Annotated in this window: 17 protein-coding genes; 4 read left to right on the top strand and 13 right to left on the bottom strand. The window is 69.0% G+C overall.

All coding sequences use genetic code 11. From position 1 onward, the window contains the following. Positions 1–3 precede the first annotated feature (3 nt). Complete coding sequence (locus tag GEMRO_RS0119255; protein WP_027135314.1) at positions 4–354, top strand: ArsC family reductase; 351 nt, start codon at positions 4–6, stop codon at positions 352–354. A gap of 7 nt (positions 355–361) precedes the next feature. On the opposite strand, the gene thpR is transcribed toward GEMRO_RS0119255, so the two are convergent. Continuing rightward, positions 362–907 carry an RNA 2',3'-cyclic phosphodiesterase gene (thpR, locus tag GEMRO_RS0119250; protein WP_205625025.1) on the bottom strand — a complete coding sequence of 182 codons (546 nt, stop codon included), beginning with the start codon at positions 905–907 and terminating at the stop codon, positions 362–364. Between the two features lie 169 nt (positions 908–1,076). On the opposite strand from thpR, the gene GEMRO_RS0119245 reads away from it, so the two are divergent. From GEMRO_RS0119245 to der, 3 genes are read left to right on the top strand one after another with little or no spacing between them, the layout of a single operon-like run. Continuing rightward, positions 1,077–1,730: a tetratricopeptide repeat protein gene (locus GEMRO_RS0119245; protein ID WP_169728416.1), complete on the top strand. Its 654-nt coding sequence runs from the start codon at positions 1,077–1,079 to the stop codon at positions 1,728–1,730. Further along, on the top strand, positions 1,727–3,085 hold the full coding sequence (locus tag GEMRO_RS0119240; protein ID WP_051329247.1) for an outer membrane protein assembly factor BamB family protein: 1,359 nt from the start codon (positions 1,727–1,729) through the stop codon (positions 3,083–3,085). The genes GEMRO_RS0119245 and GEMRO_RS0119240 overlap by 4 nt, the downstream gene beginning before the upstream one ends. 32 nt (positions 3,086–3,117) lie before the next feature. Next, positions 3,118–4,536: a ribosome biogenesis GTPase Der gene (gene der / locus GEMRO_RS0119235; RefSeq protein ID WP_027135310.1), complete on the top strand. Its 1,419-nt coding sequence runs from the start codon at positions 3,118–3,120 to the stop codon at positions 4,534–4,536. Here the strand turns inward: der and GEMRO_RS30610 are convergent. The 12 genes from GEMRO_RS30610 to pheS all read right to left on the bottom strand — a co-directional run bounded on the left by GEMRO_RS30610 (position 4,515) and on the right by pheS (position 19,803). Next, positions 4,515–5,261 (bottom strand): SDR family NAD(P)-dependent oxidoreductase, encoded by a 747-nt coding sequence (locus tag GEMRO_RS30610; protein ID WP_035485624.1) that lies wholly within the window; start codon positions 5,259–5,261, stop codon positions 4,515–4,517. The two genes, der and GEMRO_RS30610, sit on opposite strands and share 22 nt — an antisense overlap. Next, entirely contained in the window at positions 5,258–6,742 is a 1,485-nt protein-coding gene (gene purF / locus GEMRO_RS30605) for an amidophosphoribosyltransferase (RefSeq protein WP_035485623.1), read from the bottom strand. Before purF ends, GEMRO_RS30610 begins: the two co-directional genes overlap by 4 nt. A 10-nt stretch (positions 6,743–6,752) precedes the next feature. Further along, entirely contained in the window at positions 6,753–7,418 is a 666-nt protein-coding gene (locus GEMRO_RS0119220) for a CvpA family protein (RefSeq protein ID WP_027135309.1), read from the bottom strand. Beyond that, positions 7,415–8,821 carry a DNA repair protein RadA gene (radA, locus tag GEMRO_RS30600; protein ID WP_051329244.1) on the bottom strand — a complete coding sequence of 469 codons (1,407 nt, stop codon included), beginning with the start codon at positions 8,819–8,821 and terminating at the stop codon, positions 7,415–7,417. Before radA ends, GEMRO_RS0119220 begins: the two co-directional genes overlap by 4 nt. 34 nt (positions 8,822–8,855) lie before the next feature. After that, on the bottom strand, positions 8,856–9,629 hold the full coding sequence (locus GEMRO_RS0119210; RefSeq protein ID WP_027135308.1) for an ABC transporter ATP-binding protein: 774 nt from the start codon (positions 9,627–9,629) through the stop codon (positions 8,856–8,858). Beyond that, positions 9,626–10,399: an MlaE family ABC transporter permease gene (locus tag GEMRO_RS0119205; RefSeq protein WP_035485620.1), complete on the bottom strand. Its 774-nt coding sequence runs from the start codon at positions 10,397–10,399 to the stop codon at positions 9,626–9,628. Before GEMRO_RS0119205 ends, GEMRO_RS0119210 begins: the two co-directional genes overlap by 4 nt. After that, positions 10,396–11,499: an alanine racemase gene (gene alr / locus GEMRO_RS0119200; RefSeq protein WP_027135306.1), complete on the bottom strand. Its 1,104-nt coding sequence runs from the start codon at positions 11,497–11,499 to the stop codon at positions 10,396–10,398. Before alr ends, GEMRO_RS0119205 begins: the two co-directional genes overlap by 4 nt. Then, positions 11,483–12,985 carry a replicative DNA helicase gene (locus GEMRO_RS0119195; protein ID WP_035485617.1) on the bottom strand — a complete coding sequence of 501 codons (1,503 nt, stop codon included), beginning with the start codon at positions 12,983–12,985 and terminating at the stop codon, positions 11,483–11,485. Before GEMRO_RS0119195 ends, alr begins: the two co-directional genes overlap by 17 nt. Before the next feature lie 106 nt (positions 12,986–13,091). After that, positions 13,092–14,891, bottom strand: coding sequence for a translation elongation factor 4 (lepA, locus tag GEMRO_RS0119190; protein ID WP_027135304.1), 1,800 nt, complete (start codon positions 14,889–14,891; stop codon positions 13,092–13,094). A gap of 114 nt (positions 14,892–15,005) precedes the next feature. Beyond that, the gene (locus GEMRO_RS0119185; protein ID WP_027135303.1) at positions 15,006–16,178 is read right to left on the bottom strand and encodes an LLM class flavin-dependent oxidoreductase; all 1,173 of its coding nucleotides are present in this window, start codon (positions 16,176–16,178) and stop codon (positions 15,006–15,008) included. A 149-nt stretch (positions 16,179–16,327) separates the two neighbouring features. Continuing rightward, positions 16,328–18,727 carry a phenylalanine--tRNA ligase subunit beta gene (gene pheT, locus GEMRO_RS0119180; protein ID WP_027135302.1) on the bottom strand — a complete coding sequence of 800 codons (2,400 nt, stop codon included), beginning with the start codon at positions 18,725–18,727 and terminating at the stop codon, positions 16,328–16,330. Then, positions 18,724–19,803 (bottom strand): phenylalanine--tRNA ligase subunit alpha, encoded by a 1,080-nt coding sequence (pheS, locus tag GEMRO_RS0119175; RefSeq protein ID WP_027135301.1) that lies wholly within the window; start codon positions 19,801–19,803, stop codon positions 18,724–18,726. The genes pheT and pheS overlap by 4 nt, the downstream gene beginning before the upstream one ends. Positions 19,804–19,822: the final 19 nt, after the last annotated feature.

Below are 19,822 nucleotides of genomic sequence, written 5' to 3'. Positions count from 1 at the left end.
GTCTTGGCGGTAACGCTCTACGGGATCAAAACGTGCGACACGGTCAGGAAAGCCAGGGCCTGGCTGGACAACATCGGGGTGGAGCACGCCTTCCACGACTACAAGAAGGACGGCATCGACCGGTCCAGGCTCCAGGGCTGGCTCGACGAGCTCGGATGGGAGGCTGTGCTGAACCGTAGGGGCACGACCTTTCGCAGCCTGCCCGAAGCAGCCCGGCAGAACCTGGACGCCGACCGGGCGCTGGCCCTGATGCTGGACCAGCCCTCGATGATCCGGCGGCCCGTGCTGGACCTGGGCGAGCGGCGGCTGGTCGGGTTCGACCCCGCCCTCTATGCGGCTGCCCTGGAGACCTGAACCTCCATCACACCCGCTCGGCGATCCCCTGCACGAAGTCGTAGGTGGCTTCGGGGGTGTGGATCGCCCCATCGGTCCGCAGGAGCGAGGAATACAGCGTGAAGCCCGTGACCACGAACGGCTCGGACCGGTAAAGGCTGAGCCGTTTCAAAAAAGAACCCAGACGATTCTCCGGAAGCCCGCCGCGGATCCGGGCGATGGTCAGATGCGGCTGGAATTTCCGCTGCTCCGCAGCGACGCCCAGGCTGGCGAGCTGCCGGTCGACACGGCGCTTGAGGGAGTTCAGCCCCTCGGAGGGCGCGACGCCGATCCACAGGGTCGTCGGATCGCCGCGCGGCGGGAAGTGCCCGATGTCGCGGAGCTGGAGTTCGAACGGAGGCGCCGTCACATGGGCAAGGGCTTCGCCGATCTCCTCGTAGGTCGGCTCATCAACCTCGCCGATGAAGCGCAAAGTGATGTGGAGGTCGTCGGCATCAGTCCAGCGGACATCCGGCAGGCCGACGCACAGGCGATCCACCTGGTCGGCGATGTCCTCCGGCAGGTCGATCGCCACATAGATCCGCGGCATCGGTCGACCTCCTTCGAGATGTAGGTGCACCGGTTTTAGAGGAATGCTCGGCGCTTGCCAAACGATGGGGCGATCCGTACCAACCGGCAATCCGGTTCGATCCGGCCACCTGGGGAACGCGCACGCGCTGCCCCGTTCCAGGAGAGCGACCGCCTTGTCCGACGCATTGATCCGCGAGGTTCAAGAAGACCTGCAGCGTGACCGTGCGATCGCGCTCGCGAAGCGCTATGGCGGTTATGTGGCCGGCCTGGTGTTCCTGGTGATTGCCGGCACCGCGGCCTATATCGGCTGGCAGAACTGGCAGGCGAGCGTCCGCGCGGACGAATCATCCAGACTGTTCGCGGCACTGAGCAAGCTGGACGATGGCGAGGCAGCCGCGGCCCAGGCCGATTTCCAGGCGCTGGCCGCCGACAGCTCCGACGGCGTGGCTGCGATCGCGCGCTTTCAGGCGGCTCAGGCGGCCCTGCGCGAGAACGAGGCCGATGAGGCCACCCAGTCGCTGGAGCAGGTCGCCAGCGGGAGCGTCGACGACGCGATCCTCAAAGAAGCGGCGCTGATCGGCGTGATCGGCCGGCGCCTCGACAGCGGTGATCCCGCGGCGTTGATCGCCGAGTTGCAGCCCCTCGCCGGGGCCGACCGGCCGTTCCGCCACCAGGCGCGCGAACTCCTGGCGCTGGCGCAGGTCCGGGGCGGCAACATCGAGGACGCCAAGGCGACGCTGGACGACGCGATCAAGGATCCCAGCCTTCCAGCCGGCGCCCGCATGCGCCTGAGCGAGTACCGGGCTGCGTTGGAGGCTGCTGCGTGAGCTTTGCCGACTCCGTCTCCGCCCAGCGCCGGCCCATGGCGCGACGCACTCTCCTGGCCTTCGGCCTTCTGTTGAGCGGCCTGGTATCCGGCTGCGGCTGGTTCGACGAGGACGAGAAGCCCAGGCTGCCCGGGGACCGCAAGCCGGTCCTGCTGCTGGACGAGGGCGTGAAGGCCGATCCCAGCCTCGCGGAGTACCAGATCGCGCTGCCGGCGCCGGTCCGCAACACCGACTGGCCGCAGGCCGGCGGCAACCCGGCCCACGCCGTCTATCATCTCGACGCCGGCGAGGCCCTGGCTCCCGCCTGGGAAGCGTCAATCGGACAGGGTGCTGAGGAAGGCGCGTTCCTGAACCCGCCGGTGATCGCCAACGGGACGATCTATGCCGTCGACGGAAGCGTGGAGGTTTCGGCCATCGACGCCGCCACCGGCAGGAAGCTCTGGACGACGACGCCGGAGGAACTGCCGGATGCCGACCGCCTGAATGGCGGCGGGATCGGCTTCGACAGCGGCCGGCTGTTCCTGGCGACTACCAAGGGCATCGTGCTGGCCCTGGATGCCGCATCGGGCGACGAGATCTGGCGCCGGGACCTGCGCTCGCCCTTGCGCGGCGCGCCCGCGGTGGCCGATGGGCTGGTGCTGATCATCAGCGCCGACAACCAGTCCTACGCCCTGGACGCTGCCACTGGCGAACCGGTCTGGCAGCACACCGCCCCCGGTGAGATCGCGGCCATCCTGGGCGGTTCCACGCCGGCCGCGGCGCAGGGGATCGTGATCGTCCCCTACTCGTCGGGCGAGGTGAACGCGCTCTCCCTGCAGACCGGCATCCCGATCTGGTCCGAGACCGTGCTGCGACCCCGCCGCACCCTGGCGATCGCCGCGATCAGCGACATCGACGGCTTGCCGGTGATCGATCGGGACCGGGTGTTCATCGGCGGCACCGGCGGCGAGATCGCCGCCTTCGACCTTCTGACCGGTGCTCGGCTCTACGAGCTGAACGTCGCGACCCAGCAGAGCGCCTGGCCGGCCGGCGAGATCGTCTATCTGCTCAGCGACCGGGGCGAGGTCGTCGCGATGCTGCGCAGCACCGGCCAGATCCGCTGGGTCAGCCCGCTGCCGCGCGAGCGCGAGGGGGATACGTCCGGGGATGCGGTGATCGAGTGGTACGGTCCGGTCCTGGTCCGCGACCGCCTCCTGGTCGGCAGTTCGGACGGGATGCTGGTATCGGTGTCGCCTTACACCGGCGAAATCCTCGGCAGGCTGGATGTCGGTGCGCCGATCCGGCAGCCACCGATCGTCGCGGACGGCGCTATCTATCTCCTGACCGAAGACGGTACGCTGCACGCCTACCGCTGATGCCGGCATCGACCGGCGGGAAACGAAGTGCCGTGTTTACCATCGCCATCCTCGGCCGACCCAATGTCGGCAAGTCCACCCTGTTCAACCGGCTGGTCGGCCGACGGCAGGCGATCGTCCACGATCTGCCCGGCGTGACCCGCGACCGCCTGGAAGGCGAAGGCAAGCTTGGCCATCTGCACTTCCGGGTGATCGACACGGCCGGACTGGATGTCGGCGCCGAGGACACCCTGGAGGGACGCCTGCGGGCCCAGACCCTAGCGGGGCTGGAGCAGGCCGATCTCGGCCTGTTCCTGTTCGACGCCCGTGCCGGTCTCACCCCCCTCGACCATGACGTCGCCAAGCTGCTGCACCGGACTAGGAAGCCGATCGTGCTGCTCGCCAACAAGTGCGAGGGGCGTCAGGCGGAGATCGAGGCCGCCGAGGCATGGTCCCTGGGCCTGGGCGAGCCGGTGCCGATCTCCGCGGAACATGGCGAGGGAATCGCCGATCTGTTCCAGGTGATCCTGAAGCACCTGCCCACTGCTGAGGAGGAAGCGGCCGAGGAAAGCGAGAGCGAGGACCAGCTGCCTCTACCCTCCTCCTTGGCGGACGAGCCTGCAGCGGCCAGCGGTCCGGAACTTGGATCCGACAAGGCCATCAAGCTGGTCATCGTCGGTCGGCCGAATGCGGGCAAGTCGTCGCTCATCAACCGGCTGATCGGCGACGACCGGCTGCTGACCGGACCGGAGCCCGGCCTCACCCGCGACTCGGTGGCGCTGGCCTGGACGCACCAGGGGCGCTCCTTCGAGCTGATCGACACGGCCGGGATGCGGCGCAAGGCGCGGATCGAGGAGCGGCTGGAACGGATGTCGGTCTCCGCGACCGTCCAGGCGCTCAAGTTCGCCCATGCCGCGGTGCTGGTGGTCGATGCGACCCAGCCGCTGGAGGTCCAGGACCTGACCATTGCCGACTTGGTGATCCGAGAAGGCCGGGCACTGGTGGTGGCGATCAACAAGTGGGACCTGATCGACGACCCGGCGGAGGCCCTGAAGAACATCCGCGCCCGCCTGGAGGACAAGCTGGCCCAGGTCCCGGGCATCGAGATGGTCACCCTGTCAGCGCGCACCGGAAGCGGCCTGAACCGGCTCCTGCCAGCGGTGGTCAAGACGGTGCAACGCTGGAACCGCCGGACCACCACCGCCAAGCTGAACCGCTGGCTGCAGATGGCCCTGCAGGATCACCAGCCGCCGCAGGTCGGCGGAAGGCGCCTGAAGATCCGGTTCATCACCCAGGCAGCCAGCCGGCCACCGACCTTCATCCTGTTCCAGAATCTCGATCCGGCGGACGTGCCGGACCATTATCTCCGCTTCCTGAGCAACAGCCTGCGCAAGGCCCTGGACCTGCCGGGCGTGCCGATCCGGATGCATGTCCGGCGCGGCGAGAACCCCTACAGCCGCGGCGACGACTGAAGCCGGACGACGTCGTTCCCGCCGGCGGGCTGTGCGAGCGTGGCGAGGATCAGAGCCGCCACTTCGGCGGATCCCGGCAGCTTCTCCCTGGATCCGCCCGGGTAGCGCCGCGTCTCGGTACGGGTGCCGGCGACCCTGCCGGGATCCACCAGCACGACCTCGACCCGGCTCTGGCGCAGTTCGGCGGCCCAGCTGCGCACCAGCGCCTCCAGCCCGGCCTTGGCGGCGGCCGCCATCCCAAAATAGGCCGGGGCACTGGCAGCGATGTCGCAGGTCAGGAAGATCGCCCGGCCCGTCTCGGAGACGCGCAGGAGCGTCTCGAAGGAACGGATCAGGTGCTGTGCCGCAATCACCTCGACCGCCAGGACCTTCTGCAGCTCGGTGGGATCGATGTGGGAGACGGGTGTCAGCGTTCCGGGCTCGCCGGCGGCATGGACCAGGAGGTCGATGCGGCCGAACCGCTCGAACAGCATCCCGCCCAGGGCATCGACATGCTCGCGCCTGGTGAGGTCGACCGGGGCCAGCACCGCAGGCTCCCTGCCAAGCGCCCGGATCTCGTCGTCCAGCTCCTCCAAGGCGCCCCGGGTGCGGCCGACCAGCACGACCCTGCCGCCCAGCCGCGCCGCCTCCAGGGCGACCGCCGCCCCGATCCCGCGCGAGGCGCCGGTGACAACCACCACACGCCCGGAAAGATCGGGAAGGCTCGACGGATCGGGCGTGGTCAAGCCACCGGCTCCACCGCCGATTCGGCAGCGGGCGCGGCATGCTCGGCACGCCCCTCGCCCCGGTTCACCGCGTCGCGCAGCGGCGTGGGATAATCGCCGGTGAAGCAGGCGTCGCAGAATTGCGGAGCAGCATTGTTACGGCTGGCCTCGCCGGTCGCCCGGTACAGCCCGTCGATCGACAGGAAGGCCAGGCTGTCCACGCCGATCAGCTCGGCCATCGCCTTCACGTCGTAGCGGGCCGCCAGCAGCTTCTCGCGCTCCGGCGTGTCGACGCCATAGAAGCAGGAATAGGTCGTGGGCGGGCTTGCGATGCGCATGTGCACCTCGCTGGCCCCGGCCGCCCGGACCATCTCGACGATCTTGGTCGAGGTGGTGCCGCGCACGATCGAATCGTCGACCAGCACCACGCGTTTGCCGTTCAACATCGAGCGGTTGGCGTTGTGCTTGAGCTTCACCCCCAGGTGCCGGATCGAATCGGTGGGCTCGATGAAGGTGCGGCCGACATAGTGGTTTCGGATGATCCCGAGCTCGAACGGGACCCCGCTCGCCTGGGCAAAGCCGATTGCCGCCGGCACGCCGCTGTCTGGGACCGGAACCACCAGGTCGGCCTCGACCGGGCTTTCCTTGGCCAGTTCCTCGCCGATCCGCTTGCGGACCTCGTAAACGCCACGGTTCTCCAGGACCGAATCCGGCCGGGCAAAGTAGACATACTCGAACACGCAGAAGCGCTGCGGCTGCTCGCGGAACGGGAAGAGGGAGCGGGGGCCTTTGTCGTCGATGATGATGAGTTCGCCCGGCGCCACGTCACGGACCAGCTCGGCGCCCATGATATCGAGCGCGACCGTCTCCGAGGCCAGCATCCAGCCGGATCCCAGCCGGCCCAGCACCAGCGGGCGGATGCCCAGTGGATCGCGCACACCGATCAGCGCGTCGGCGGAGAGCGCCACCAGCGACCAGGCACCCTCGATCTGGAACAGCGCGTCGGTGATCCGCTCCACCACGTCCTGGCGATGCGACCGCGCGATCAGGTGGACCAGGACCTCGGTGTCGGAAGTCGACTGGAACAAGGAGCCCTCGTTGACCAGGCGCTTCTTGAGCACCATGGCGTTGGTGAGGTTGCCGTTATGGGCGATCGCGAGGCCGCCGAAGGCATAGTCGGCATAGAGCGGCTGGACATTGCGCAGCTCCGACGCACCGGTGGTCGAATAGCGGACATGGCCGACCGCCGCCTGCCCGGGCAGGGTGTCGATCACCGAGCGCTTGCTGAAGTCGTCGTCGACCAGGCCGATCGCCCGGTGGCTGTAGAAGCGGCCCTTGTCCAGGCTGACGATGCCGGCAGCTTCCTGGCCACGGTGCTGCAGGGCGTGGAGGCCCAAGGCGGTGACGGCGGCGCCGTCGGCATGGCCCCAGACGCCAAAGCAGCCGCATTCCTCATGCAGCTTGTCGTCGTCGAAAGGTGCGGCGCGATCGTGCAAGGACATCGGTGCCAACTCACTCGCTCTCCTGCTGCTCGACCAGCCGCTCCATCGCGGATCGTGACGCAGCACCATAACCCTGTTCACCCGCCACCTGCGACGGCTTTCCGTCGAGCAGGCGGCGCGGGTCGGCGAGATCCTGCACGGCTCCCGCCCCCTTCTCGATCGCGCTGAAGCTCTTGTCGGCGAAGTCCGCCGGGAGAAGCCCGTCCACCAATCTAGCCGCGGTCTCCACTTCCGGGAGCAGCCAGGCCTGGGTGACCCATTCGGGATGGTCCTCCGCCGGCACCAGCCGGATGCTGACCAGATAGACCACCGCCACCACCAGCACACCGCGCGCCACGCCGAAGACCAGCCCGATCAGGCGATCAACACCGGAAAGCGCGCTGTCGTCGACCCCGCGCACGACGATCGAGGCGACGAGCTTGTAAATGATGAGCGGAACCAGAAACACAAGGACCAGGGTGATGGCGTCGACCACCAGGCTCTGCGCGACCGCATCCGCGATGATCGGCCGGACCGGGGTCCACAGCCAGAACGCGGTAAGGACGGCACCGCCCCAGGTCAGCAGGGTCATCAGCTCGCGCATGAAGCCCCGGGCCAGGGCCAGGATGGCGGAGATCAGCACGGTCGCGATCACCGCCAGATCGAGGGCGGTCAGTTCGGGGAGGCTGTCCATCATTCGACTCCGCTCCGGACCCGCGCCGTCCGCGCACGCACCGGCATCGGCGAGAACATCGCCATCAGATCGCCCACGTGGCGCACCGGCACCGTCCTGACGCCAGCGCCCTTGGCCATGGCCGGAACCGGGCCAATGACCTGGGTGAAGCCGAGCTTGGCCGCCTCGCGCACCCGGAGTTCGCTCTGCGTCACGTTGCGCACCTCGCCGCCCAGGCCGACCTCGCCGAAGAACACGGCTTTCTCCGGTGCTGGCCGGTCCAGGAGCGAGCCGATCAGCGCGGCGGCCACCGCCATGTCGGCGGCCGGCTCGACGACCCGCAGCCCGCCCGCCACGTTCAGGTAGACGTCCCGGCCGGAAAGCTCCAGCCCGCACCGGGCCTCGAGAACCGCCAGCAGCATCGCCAGCCGGTTGCCGTCCCAGCCGACCACGGCACGCCGCGGACTGCCGGGCGCGACATTGCCGACCAGGGCCTGGACCTCCAGGAGGACCGGACGGCTGCCCTCGATCCCGGCATAGACGGCCGAGCCGGCCAGCCCTTCCTCGCGCTCCGCCAGGAACAGGGCGGACGGGTTCGCCACCGGGACCAGCCCGCTCTCCTGCATCTCGAACACGCCGATCTCGTTGGCCGGTCCGAAGCGGTTCTTCACCGCCCGCAGGATCCGGAACTGATGGCCGCGCTCGCCCTCGAAGTAGAGGACGGTGTCGACCATGTGCTCCAGGACGCGCGGCCCGGCGATCTGGCCGTCCTTGGTGACGTGACCGACCAGGAGCACCGCCGTGTGCCGCGCCTTGGCGAAGCGGATCAGCGCGTCGGTGGAGGCGCGCAGCTGGGTGACGGTGCCAGGTGCCTGATCGAAACCGGCGGTGAACATGGTCTGGATGGAATCGACGATCAGCAGGTCGGGCGCCCGGCCGACCGACAGCGTCGTCAGGATATCGGCCACCGCGTTCTCGGCGGCCAGTTCCAGGCTGCTCTGGGTCACCCCCAGTCGCGCGGCTCGCAGGCGGACCTGATCGACCGACTCCTCCCCGGTGACATAGACGACCCGCTTGCCGGCCTGCGCGAGCCTGGCCCCGGCCTGCAGCACCAGGGTGGACTTGCCGATCCCGGGGTCGCCGCCGATCAGGAGGGCAGATGCCGGCACCAGCCCGCCGCCCAGCGCCCGGTCGAGTTCGTCGATGCCGGAGAGGATCCGGGGCGGTGGCGCCGTCTCGCCATCCAGGCCGACAAGGGCAACCTGGCGGCCACGACCGCGGGTCGCGGCGGCGCTGCCGGTTCCCTTGGGCTGCACGGTCTCCTCGACCAGGCTGTCCCAGGCGCCGCAGTCGTCGCAGCGGCCATGCCAGCGCGCCGTCACCGCCCCGCAGGACTGGCACACGAAGCGGCGTTCGATGCGCGCCATCACGAACCTCCCGACGGACTCTGCCGGACGATGCTCAGCGCTTGCCGACCACGATGGGCCCGTCGGCGCGGCCATGGATGAACTGGTCGACATGCTCGTTGCCCGACCGGTCGAGATCGTCGACCGACCCGAACCAGATCACCTTTCCCTGGTAGAGCATGGCGACATAGTCCGCGATCTTGCGGACCGAAGCCATGTCGTGGGTGATCGAGAGGGCCGTGGCGCCCATCGCGCGGGTGATGGTCCGGATCAGTTCGTTGATCACGTCGGCCATGATCGGGTCGAGCCCGGTGGTCGGCTCGTCGAAGAAGATGATTTCCGGCTTCAGCGCCACGGCTCGGGCGAGGCCGACCCGCTTCTGCATGCCGCCCGACAGTTCCGCCGGCATCAGGTCGGCGACGTCGGGCGACAGGCCGACCTTCTCCAGGTTTTCGACGGCGATCCGCTTGGCCTCGGCCTTGCCGATCTTCTCGCGCGCCTGCACCCCGAAGCTGACGTTCTGCCAGACCGGCAGGGAGTCGAACAGCGCCCCGCCCTGGAACAGCATCCCGAACTTGTGGCGGATCTCCGCCAGTTCCTTCCCCGAGGCCCCGACGACCTCGGTGCCGTCGACCTTGATCGACCCGGAGTCGGCGGACATCAGGCCCAGGATGCATTTCAGGAGCACCGATTTGCCGGTGCCGGAGCCGCCGATGACGACCACCGAACTGCCGGCGGGGACGTCCAGGTCGACGCCCTGCAGCACCTTCTTCGGTCCGAAGGACTTGTACAGGCCGCGAACCGCGATCTTGGAGGGTGCTTGGGTCATCGGGTGAAGAAGATCTCGGTCATGATGTAGTCGAAGACCAGGATCAGGATGGCGCCGGTCACCACCGCCTGGGTGGTGGCGAGGCCGACGCCCTGGGCGCCGCCGCGACTCTGGTAGCCGTGCCAGCAGCCCATCAGCGTGACGATGAAGCCGAACACCGCGGCCTTGGCCAGGCCGACCAGCACGTCCTGCGCTTCCAGGTAGAGCCAGGTCTGATCCATGTAGGCGTAGGGGCTGAAGCCCAGCTTGCTGACCCCGACCAGGAAGCCGCCGAACACGCCGATCACGTCGGCGACCATCACCAGCAGCGGCAGCATCAGGGTGCCGGCCAGCAGGCGCGGGAAGATCAGGTAGCGCTGGGGATCGGTGGAGAGCGTGGTAAGCGCGTCGATCTGCTCGGTCACCCGCATGGTGCCGAGCTCGGCCGCCATGGCGGCGCCGACCCGGCCAGCCACCATCAGCCCGGCCAGCACCGGCCCGAGCTCCCGGGTGAGCGAGACGACGACGATGGTCGCCACCGCCGATTCCGCCTCGAACCGGGCGAAGCCGGTGTGCGACTGCAGGGCCAGCACCATGCCGGTGAAGATCGCGGTAAGCCCCACCACCGGCAGCGAGTAGAAGCCGATATCCACCATCTGGCGCAGGATCTGCGCCGGGTACCAGGGGCCGATCAATCCCCGGGTGATGGAGACGAGGGCAAAGGATACGAGCGCACCCACATGCTGGCAGAGATCGAGAACAGCCGCCCCGATCTGACGCAACGGATTCAAGCACCACCTCCAACATAGCGGCGCTCGATGCGCGACCCCAGCCTGACCAGCAGCTCGTAGGGAATCGTCCCGGCCGCGGCGGCGTAGCGGTCGACTGCCCCGGCACCGGCCAGGACCTCGACCGGCGTGCCGGGGCGCACCTGGCCGTCCAGCGCGGTCACGTCGATCGTGACGAGATCCATCGAGATACGGCCAACGACCGGCACGTCCATTCCCGCCACTTTCACGGTGATCCTGCCGCCGGCGGCCCGCAGGAGGCCGTCGGCGTAACCAATCGGCAGGGTGGCGATGCGCGTTCCCCTGGCGACCTGATGCGTGGCACCGTAGCCCACGGTGCCCGGCGCCTCAACATCGTGGACCTGAATGACCCTAACCATCAGCCGGACCACCGGCTTCAGGGCGACCGGCCTGTCCGCCACCGGCTGCGCGCCGTAGAGCGCGATGCCCGGGCGGACCAGGTCGAAATGGAAGCGCTTGCCCAGAAGGATTCCCGACGACGCGGCCAAGCTGGCCGGGGCTGCCGGCAGCAGCGCGCGCATCGCCTGGAAGGCCTGGTGCTGGGTCTCGTTCAGCGGATGGCCCGGCTCGTCCGCCACGCCCAGATGGCTCAGCACCAGCACGAGGTCGATGCCTTCCAGGTCCAGGTCGCCCAGATCCTTCGCGTCGAACCCCAGCCGGCACATGCCGGTGTCGAGCTGGATGGCCGCCGGCAGCCGGCGTCCCAGGTCAGCGGCGGTTGCGCGCCAGCGCGCCAGCTGGGACGGGTCGTTCAGCGCCGGCAGGATCCGGGCCTGGGCGAGTTCGCGCTCGGCACCCCAGCCAGGGCCGCCCAGCAGGAAGATCCGGGCGTCCGGCTGGCTTTGGCGTAAGGCCAGCGCCTCGTCGCTGGTGGCCACGAAGAAGGTCTGGCAGCCATCCGCCGCCAGCGCGCCCGCCACCTGGACGGCCCCCAGCCCGTAGCCGTCCGCCTTCAGCACGCCCGCCACTTCCGCCGACGGAGCGAGGTCCATCAGCAGCCGGCGGTTGGCGACGATCGCGTCGAGATCCACCTCGAGCAGGGGCCGGTCGCTGGTGAAGACCGGCTCAGAACGGTGGCGCATCGCTGTAGTCGATCATCTCGGGGTTGCGGAACCGGCCGTACTGCGCGTCGAACTGCAGGGTCACCGTGCCGATCGAGCCATGGCGGTGCTTGGCGACGATCACGTCGGCCTTGTTGGCGCTCTTCTCCATCCGCTCGTGCCACTCGGCGTAGCGGGCGTTGTACTTGTCGCGGTCCTCGCCTTCCCGCTGCATCGGCTCGGAGCGGGACAGGTAATATTCCTCGCGGAACACGAACATCACCACGTCGGCATCCTGCTCGATCGATCCCGATTCGCGCAGGTCCGAGAGCATCGGCCGCTTGTCCTCGCGCTGCTCGACGGCGCGGGAGAGCTGCGAGAGCGCCAGGACCGGGATGTTCAGTTCCTTGGCGATCGCCTTCAGCCCCTGGGTGATCTCGCTCACCTCCTGGACGCGATTGGCCTGCGAGGCCGTGCTGCCGCGCAGAAGCTGCAGGTAGTCGACCACCAGCACGGACAGGCCGTGGCGACGCTTCAGGCGGCGGGCGCGGGTGCGGACTGCCTGGATGCTGAGCGCCGGCGTGTCGTCGATATAGAGCGGGCGGCGGGCCAGTTCCTGGCTGGCCACCACCAGGCGCTTCCAGGCATCCTCGTCGAGCATGCCCCGGCGCAGCTCGTCCGACGGGATCCTGGATTCGGCGGAAAGAAGCCGGGTCGCCAGCTGCTCGGCCGACATCTCCAGCGAGAACACGCCGACCGGGTAGAGCTTGTTCTCGTCCTCGTCGTCCATCGACGTCGCCGCGGAATTGGCGGCGATGGTGACCGCCAGGGCGGTCTTGCCCATGGAGGGACGGCCGGCCAGGATCAGCAGGTCGGATGGCTGCAGCCCGCCCAGCTTGTCATCCAGCCCCTGCAGGCCGGTCGGCACGCCGGTGACCCGGCCGGCCTTCTTGAAGGCATCCTGGACCAGGTCGACCGCGGCGGTGATCACGTTGGTGAACGGCCGGAAACCGCCTTCGGCGGCGCCCGCCTCGGCCAGGCGGAACAGCTTCTGCTCGGCTTCCTCGATCTGCTCGCGCCCGGGCGCCGTTTCCGACTTGTCGTGGGCGCGGTTGACCACCTCGGTGCCGACGTCGATCAGGCCGCGCTTGAGCGCCAGGTCGTGGATCTGCTCGGCATAGTGGCCGACGTCCAGCACCGCCTCGGCGGCGCGCGCGAGCTTGGCGAGGTACTTGGCCCCCTCCATGCCCTTGAGCGCCTCGTCGTCCTCGAACAGGAGCTTGAGGGTCACCGGGTCGGCCAGCAGGCCGCGCTCGATCCGCTGGGCGCACATCGCCCAGATCCGGGCATGGACCGGCTCGTAGAAATGCTCGGCGGTCAGGAACTCGGCGGCCCGGTGGAACGCCTCGTTGTCGACGAGGATCCCGCCCAGAACCGCCTGCTCCGCCTCCAGATTGTGCGGGCGGACGCGGAACGCGGGCTCGTTGTCCTGCCCGTGCGGCAGCGGTGCGATCATGATCTCGGCCATGGGCGATCTCTACCAGGGGCAGGCCACAGGTGCGAGGCCGCTACGGCCACAAAGCCGCATCAGGCAACCCTGGCCTGAACGCAGCGCATGGCTGGCGATGGAGGGCTCAGCCCTCCATCTTGAGCGCCGCCAGGAAGGCTGCCTGCGGGATCTCCACCTTGCCAATGGAGCGCATGCGCTTCTTGCCGGCCTTCTGCTTCTCCAGCAGCTTGCGCTTGCGGGTGACGTCACCGCCGTAGCAGCCGGCGATCACGTCCTTGCGGAACGGCTTGATCGTCTCGCGCGCGATCACCTTCGCCCCGATCGCCGCCTGGATGGCGATCTGGATGTTCTGCCTGGGGATCAGCTCCTTGAGCCGCTCGCACAGGGCGCGGCCCCGGGTCTCGGCAGCGGAGCGGTGCACGATCAGCGCCAGGCTGTCGACCGGATCGCCGTTGATCAGGATCGACAGCTTGACGAGGTCGCTCTCCTCGTAGTCACCCAGCTGGTAGTCGAAGCTGGCATAGCCGCGGCTGAGCGACTTCAGCCGGTCGTAGAAGTCGTACACCACCTCGCCGAGCGGCAGGTTGTAGACGACCATCGCCCGGGTGCCGACATAGGTCAGCTCCACCTGACGGCCGCGCTTCTCGCTGCACAGGCCGAGGATCGCGCCCAGATACTCGTCCGGCACCAAGATGGTGGCCTTGATCCAGGGCTCCTCGATGAACTCGATCTTGGTCACTTCCGGATAGTCGGCCGGGTTGTGCATCTGGTGCACGTCGCCGCCGGTCAGGTGGACCTTGTAGATGACCGAGGGCGCGGTGACGATCAGGTCGAGGTCGAACTCGCGGTCCAGCCGCTCCTGGACGATCTCCAGGTGCAGCAGGCCCAGGAAGCCGCAGCGGAAGCCCGGCCCCAGCGCCAGGGACTGCTCGGGCTCGTAGGCGAAGCTGGAATCGTTCAGGCGCAGCTTGGCCAGGCTCTCGCGCAGGTTGCCGAACTCGGCGGTGTCGGTCGGGAACATCGAGCACCAGACCACCGGCTGGGAAGGCCGGAAGCCAGGCAGCGGCTCGGCTGCTGGCCGCTTCTCCTCGGTGATGGTGTCGCCGACCTGGGCGTCCGCCAGTTCCTTGATGCTGGCGGTCAGGAAGCCGACCTCGCCCGGCCCGAGCGAGGCGACCTCGACCTTCTTGGGCGTGAACACGCCGACCCGGTCCACCGGGTGTACGGCGCGGGTACCCATCATCTGGATGCGGGTGCCCTTGGTGATGGTGCCCTCGCGGATTCGGATCAGCACCACCACGCCCAGATAAGCGTCGTACCAGCTGTCCACGACCAGCGCGCGCAGCGGCGCCTCGGCATCGCCGGTCGGCGGCGGCACCTGCCGGACCACCGCCTCCAGCACCTCGCCCACGCCCTGGCCGGTCTTGGCCGAGATCATCAGCGCCTCGGAAGCGTCAAGGCCGATGATGTCCTCGATCTGCGCCTTGACCCGGTCGGGCTCGGAGGCCGGCAGGTCGACCTTGTTGAGCACCGGGACCAGTTCGAGGTCGGCGTCGATCGCCTGGTAGGCGTTGGCCAGCGTCTGCGCTTCCACCCCCTGGGTGGCGTCGACCAGCAGGATGGCGCCCTCGCAGGCGCGCATCGACCGCGACACCTCGTAGGAGAAGTCGACATGGCCGGGCGTGTCGATGAGGTTGAAGACGTAGTCCAGGCCGTCCTTCGCCTTGTAGGCGAGGCGGACGGTCTGCGCCTTGATGGTGATGCCGCGCTCGCGCTCGATGTCCATGCTGTCGAGCACCTGGCTCGTCATCTGGCGCGCCTGCAGCCCGCCGCACAGCTCGATGAAGCGGTCGGCGAGCGTGGACTTGCCGTGGTCGATGTGAGCCACGATGGCGAAGTTGCGGATGCGGGCGAGGTCGGTCATGGAAGCCTGAGCAGACGAGGGGCCGCCGCTATGTGCACGCGGAACGGCCGCAAGCCAAGCCCCTCGCCCCAAATCGGGCCGTGCAGACGTCCTGCCCGGCCCGATTTCGCCGGTTCAGCGGCTGGCGGCACGCTCCGCGTCGTATTTCTGCCGCATCGCATCCACCGCCTGGCTCTGCTTCTCGGCCAGCTCGGTGCGCACCGCCCCTGCCCGCTCCGCGGCCTGCAGCGTCGAGTGCGCCTGGCCCTGGAAGCGCGGCATCACGTGCTGGGCGATCAGGTCGTAGCTGAGCTTGGTGGCCACCGGATTGGCCCATTCATGAGCCAGCATCAGATAGGCGCCGAAACCGCCATTCGACTGCTTCCAGAGCCGCTCGATCTGGCCGGTCACCATGTCCGGCGTGCCGACCGCGCCCAGGCCGGTCTCGTTCACGAGGTCGATCATCTCGCGCACGGTGCGCCCGGGCACCGCCATCTGCGGGAAGGCAGCCACCGACTGGAAGTAGTGGAACCACTGCTCGATGCCGTACTCGACGTCCTTGTAGGCCTGCTCGGTGGTCTCCGCGGCATGGACCAGGCCGACCAGGCGCCACTTGGAGCGGTCGACGGTGGTGCCGGCCCGCGCCGCGCACTCCTCCATCACGCCCCAGTGGAGGGCCAGGGCGTCATAGCCCGCCGCCATGGTGGCACCGATCGACAGAAGGCCGCAGCCATAGCGGCCGGCCAGGCGCGGGCCGGAAGGCGAAGCCACCGCCGCCACCGCGACATCGAACAGCGGGTTGGAATAGGGGCGCAGGTGCAGGCGCGCCTCGCGCAGGTCCCAGCGCTCGTTCCTGAAGGTCACCGGCTCCTCGGTGGTGAGCAGGCGCATGATGACGTCCAGGCTCTCCTCGAGCAGCCGCCGGGTGTCGGCCTGGTCGATGCCGATCATCTGGGCGTCAGTCGGCAGAGCTCCCGGCCCCACCCCCAGCATCACCCGGCCATGGGTCAGGTGATCCAGCATCACGATGCGCTCGGCCACCCAAAGCGGGTTGTGATAGGACAGGCTGACGACGCCGGTGCCGAGCTTGATCCGCCGGGTCCGCTCGGCGGCGGCGGCGATGAAGATCTCCGGCGAGGCGATGATCTCGCTGCCGGCGGAATGATGCTCGCCGAACCACGCCTCGTCATAGCCCAGGGCATCCAGGTGCTCGACCAGTTGCAGGTCGCGCTGCAGTGCCAGCGTAGGATTGACGCCGGCGGCGTGGAACGGCGCCATGAAGACGCCGAAACGGAGCCTGTCGTTCATGTTCTGGATGCTTCCCTGACGAAACCATGATTGGCGCCCTATGAGCGCGGGCGGCATCCAAACGCCCATGGCTCCGGGCGGCAAGCGGTTTCGGCCATGCAGCAGCCTCGCGCGACGACGAGACACCGCATGGCCAGGAAGCGTTCCGGTCAGCCGCGCAGGGTGGCGCCGGTCGCCTTGACGACGCTCGCGACGATCTTCTGGGAAGCCGCCTCGATCATCTCCTCGGTCAGGGTACGGTCCTGCGACTGCAGCCGCACGCCGATCGCCACCGACTTGCGGCCATCCCCGAGCGCCGCGCCACGATAGACGTCGAACACCGACACGTCCCGCACCAGCTGCTTCTCCGCCTGGCGGATCGCCTTGAGGAGGGCGTCCACCGCCACCGCCTCGTCGACGACGAAGGCGAAGTCGCGCTCGACCGCCTGGTAGGGAGAGGCATGCAGAGGTCCCCGGCTCCGCCCGGCCTTGGCACGCGGCTTGGGCAGGCTGTCCAGGTCGAACTCGAAGGCCATGACCGGCAGGTCGATCCCGGCCTTGGCCAGGATCGCCGGATGGACCTCCCCGAACGACGCCAGCACCTGGGGACCGAGCCGCACCCGGCCGGAGCGGCCCGGATGGAACCAGTCGGGCGCATCGGCGCTGACCTGGGCCGTGTCGACCTTGGCACCGGCGGCGGCCAGCAGGGCCAGCACATCGGCCTTCACGTCGAACAGGTCGACGTTGCGGGCCGGCTCCGCCCAGTGCCGGCCGCGCATTTCCCCAAAGCGCAGGCCGGCGCAGGACCGGCACTGCTGCCCGGGCTCGGCGGCGATGAAGCGCGGCCCCACCTCGAACAGCCCGCCCGAGCGGAAGCCGCGATCCGCGTTGCGGCGGACCGCATCCAACAGATTGGGCAGGATCGAGGGGCGCAGGGCCGCCAGGTCGGCGTGGATCGGGTTGCGCAGGAGGATCGGGGCCTCGGCGCCAAAGCGCCTGGCCTGTGCTTCCGGCATGAACGTCCAGGTGACCGCTTCCAGGAGGCCGCGCGCGGCAGCCAGCCGGCGCACGTCGGTGCGGCGGCGCTGCTCCGGCGTCACCACCGGCGCGGCGACTGCGGCGGTGCGCGGCACCGAGACCGGCGGGATATGGTCGTAGCCGTGCAGGCGGGCGACCTCCTCGACGATGCAGGCCTCGGTGGACACGTCATGCCGCCACGACGGCACGCCGATCTCGTAGAGGTCGGGGCCGCCCTCGATGGTGAAGCCCAGCGCCTTCAGGCCTCGCTCCATCTCGTCGCGCTCGACCGTGATTCCGGCCAAGCGCGCGATCTGCGCGGTATGGAAGGCGACGGTGGCATGGGTCTCCGGCACCTTGCCGGTGACCTCGACCGGGCCGGCCCGGCCGCCGCAGAGCTCCTGGATCAGACGGGTGGCGAACTCGGTGGACGGCAGCACCAGCTCAGGATCGATGCCGCGCTCGAAGCGGGTGCGGGCGTCGCTGTCGATGCCCAGGCGGCGGCCGGTCTCGGCGGTGCGCAGCGGGTCGAACAGGGCGACCTCGAGCACCACGTCGGTGGTGGCCTCGTCGCAGCTGGTCGAGACACCGCCGACCACGCCGGCCAGGCTGACCACGCCGGTGTCGTCGCAGATCACCGTCATGCCGGCGGCCAGCGTGTGGGTCCTGCCGTCCAGCCCTTCCAGGGTCTCGCCGTCGACGGCCTCGCGCAGGCGCAGCTCGCCCTTGAGCTTGTTGCGATCGAACACGTGCAGCGGGCGGCCGAGGTCGAAGGTCAGGTAGTTGGTGATGTCCACGAGGGTGGAGATCGGGCGCAGGCCGATTGCGGTCAGGCGGCGCGCCAGCCAGGCCGGGCTCGGGCCGTTGGCGACGCCCCGGATGGTGCGGGTGACGAACAGCGGGCAGGCCTGCTCATTGCCGGGCGCGAAGTCGAAGCTGGTGCGGGTGGCAGCATCGGTCGACGGCGCCACCGGCTCGAAGTCGCGGGACTTCAGGCGGCCGAGGCCGGCAGCGGCGAGGTCGCGGGCAATGCCCAGGACACCGAAGCAGTCGGCGCGGTCCGGCGTCACCTTCAGCTCGATGACCGGCCCCTCGATGCCGAGCGCCGCCACGGCCGGCGTCCCGACCTCCGGGGCGTCCGGCAGGTCGATGATCCCGTCATGGTCCTCGCCCAGGCCCAGCTCGCGCCAGGAGCACATCATGCCCTCGGAGGGCACCCCGCGGATGCTGGCCTTGGTTAGGGTGTCGCCGGTGGCCGGCACCACCAGGCCAGGCGTCGCCAGGATGCCGCGCAGGCCGGCGCGCACGTTGGTGGCACCGCAGACCACGCTGTGCATGCCGGCGCCGGAGCGCACCTTGAGCGCCCAGAGCCGGTCCGCCTGCGGATGGCGCTCGGCCTCGACGATCTCGGCGACCTGGAAGCCTTCCAGCGCCGCGCCGGGATCGCTGATCGCCTCGACCTCCAGGCCGAGATCGGTGAGCTTGGTGGCGATCGTCTCGACATCCGCCTCGGTGTCGAGATGTTCTTTCAGCCAGGGGAGCGTGAGCTTCATCGGGACAGACCGGCGCTGAGCGAGGGGACATCGAGCGGCAGGAAGCCGTAATGCTTCAGCCAGCGGAGATCGGCCTCGAAGAAGGTACGGAGGTCGGGGATGCCGTATTTGAGCATGGCGATCCGGTCGATGCCCATGCCGAACGCGAAGCCCTGCCACTCGTCGGGATCGAGGTTCACCGCGCGCAGGACCTTGGGATGGACCATGCCGCAGCCCAGGATCTCCAGCCAGTCGCTGCCCTCGCCCACGACCAGTTCGCCCTGGCCGCGCTTGCAGCCGATGTCCATCTCGGCGGACGGCTCGGTGAACGGGAAATAGGACGGGCGGAACCGCACCGGGATCCGGTCGCTCTCGAAATAGGTGCGCACGAAGTCGATCAGGCAGCCCTTGAGATGGCCCATATGGGTGCGCCGGTCGATCAGCAGGCCTTCGACCTGATGGAACATCGGCGTGTGGGTCATGTCGCTGTCGACCCGGTAGGTGCGGCCGGGCGCGATGATCCGGAACGGCGGCTTGCCCGCCAGCATGGTGCGGATCTGCACCGGGCTGGTGTGGGTGCGCAGGAGGAGAGGCGCGCCGTTCTGCTCGGCCTCGAGGTAGAACGTGTCGTGCATCTGCCGGGCGGGATGCTCCTTCGGCAGATTGAGCGCCTCGAAATTGTGGAAGTCGTCCTCGACGTCGGGCCCCTCGGCGACCGAGAAGCCCATGTCGGCGAAGATCGCGACGATCTCGTCGGTGACCTGGCTGACCGGGTGCAGGCGGCCCTGCTGCTCCTCGCGGACCGGCAGGGTCACGTCGACCCGCTCGGCCTGCAGGCGGGCGTCGAGAGCGGCGGCCTGGAGACCGGCCTTGCGCCCGGCGATCTCCGCGTCCAGCCGGTCCTTCAGCTCGTTGATCTGGCGGCCCGCCTCCCTGCGGCTGTCGGCGTCCATCGAACCCAGCTGCTTGAGCAGGCTGGTGACGGCGCCCTTCTTGCCCAGATAGGTGACGCGGACCTCGTCCAGGGCACGCAGGTCGGCGGCGGTGCCGATCGCGGCCAGGGCTTGATCGCGCAGGCTCTCGACGTCGAGGGTCATGTTCGGTTCCGGGGCGTTG

The sequence above is a fragment of the Geminicoccus roseus DSM 18922 genome (assembly GCF_000427665.1).
Classification (GTDB): Bacteria; Pseudomonadota; Alphaproteobacteria; order Geminicoccales; family Geminicoccaceae; genus Geminicoccus; species Geminicoccus roseus.
The sequence above is the reverse complement of the archived record's forward strand: the minus strand, read 5'-3'. Positions and strand labels throughout refer to the sequence as shown.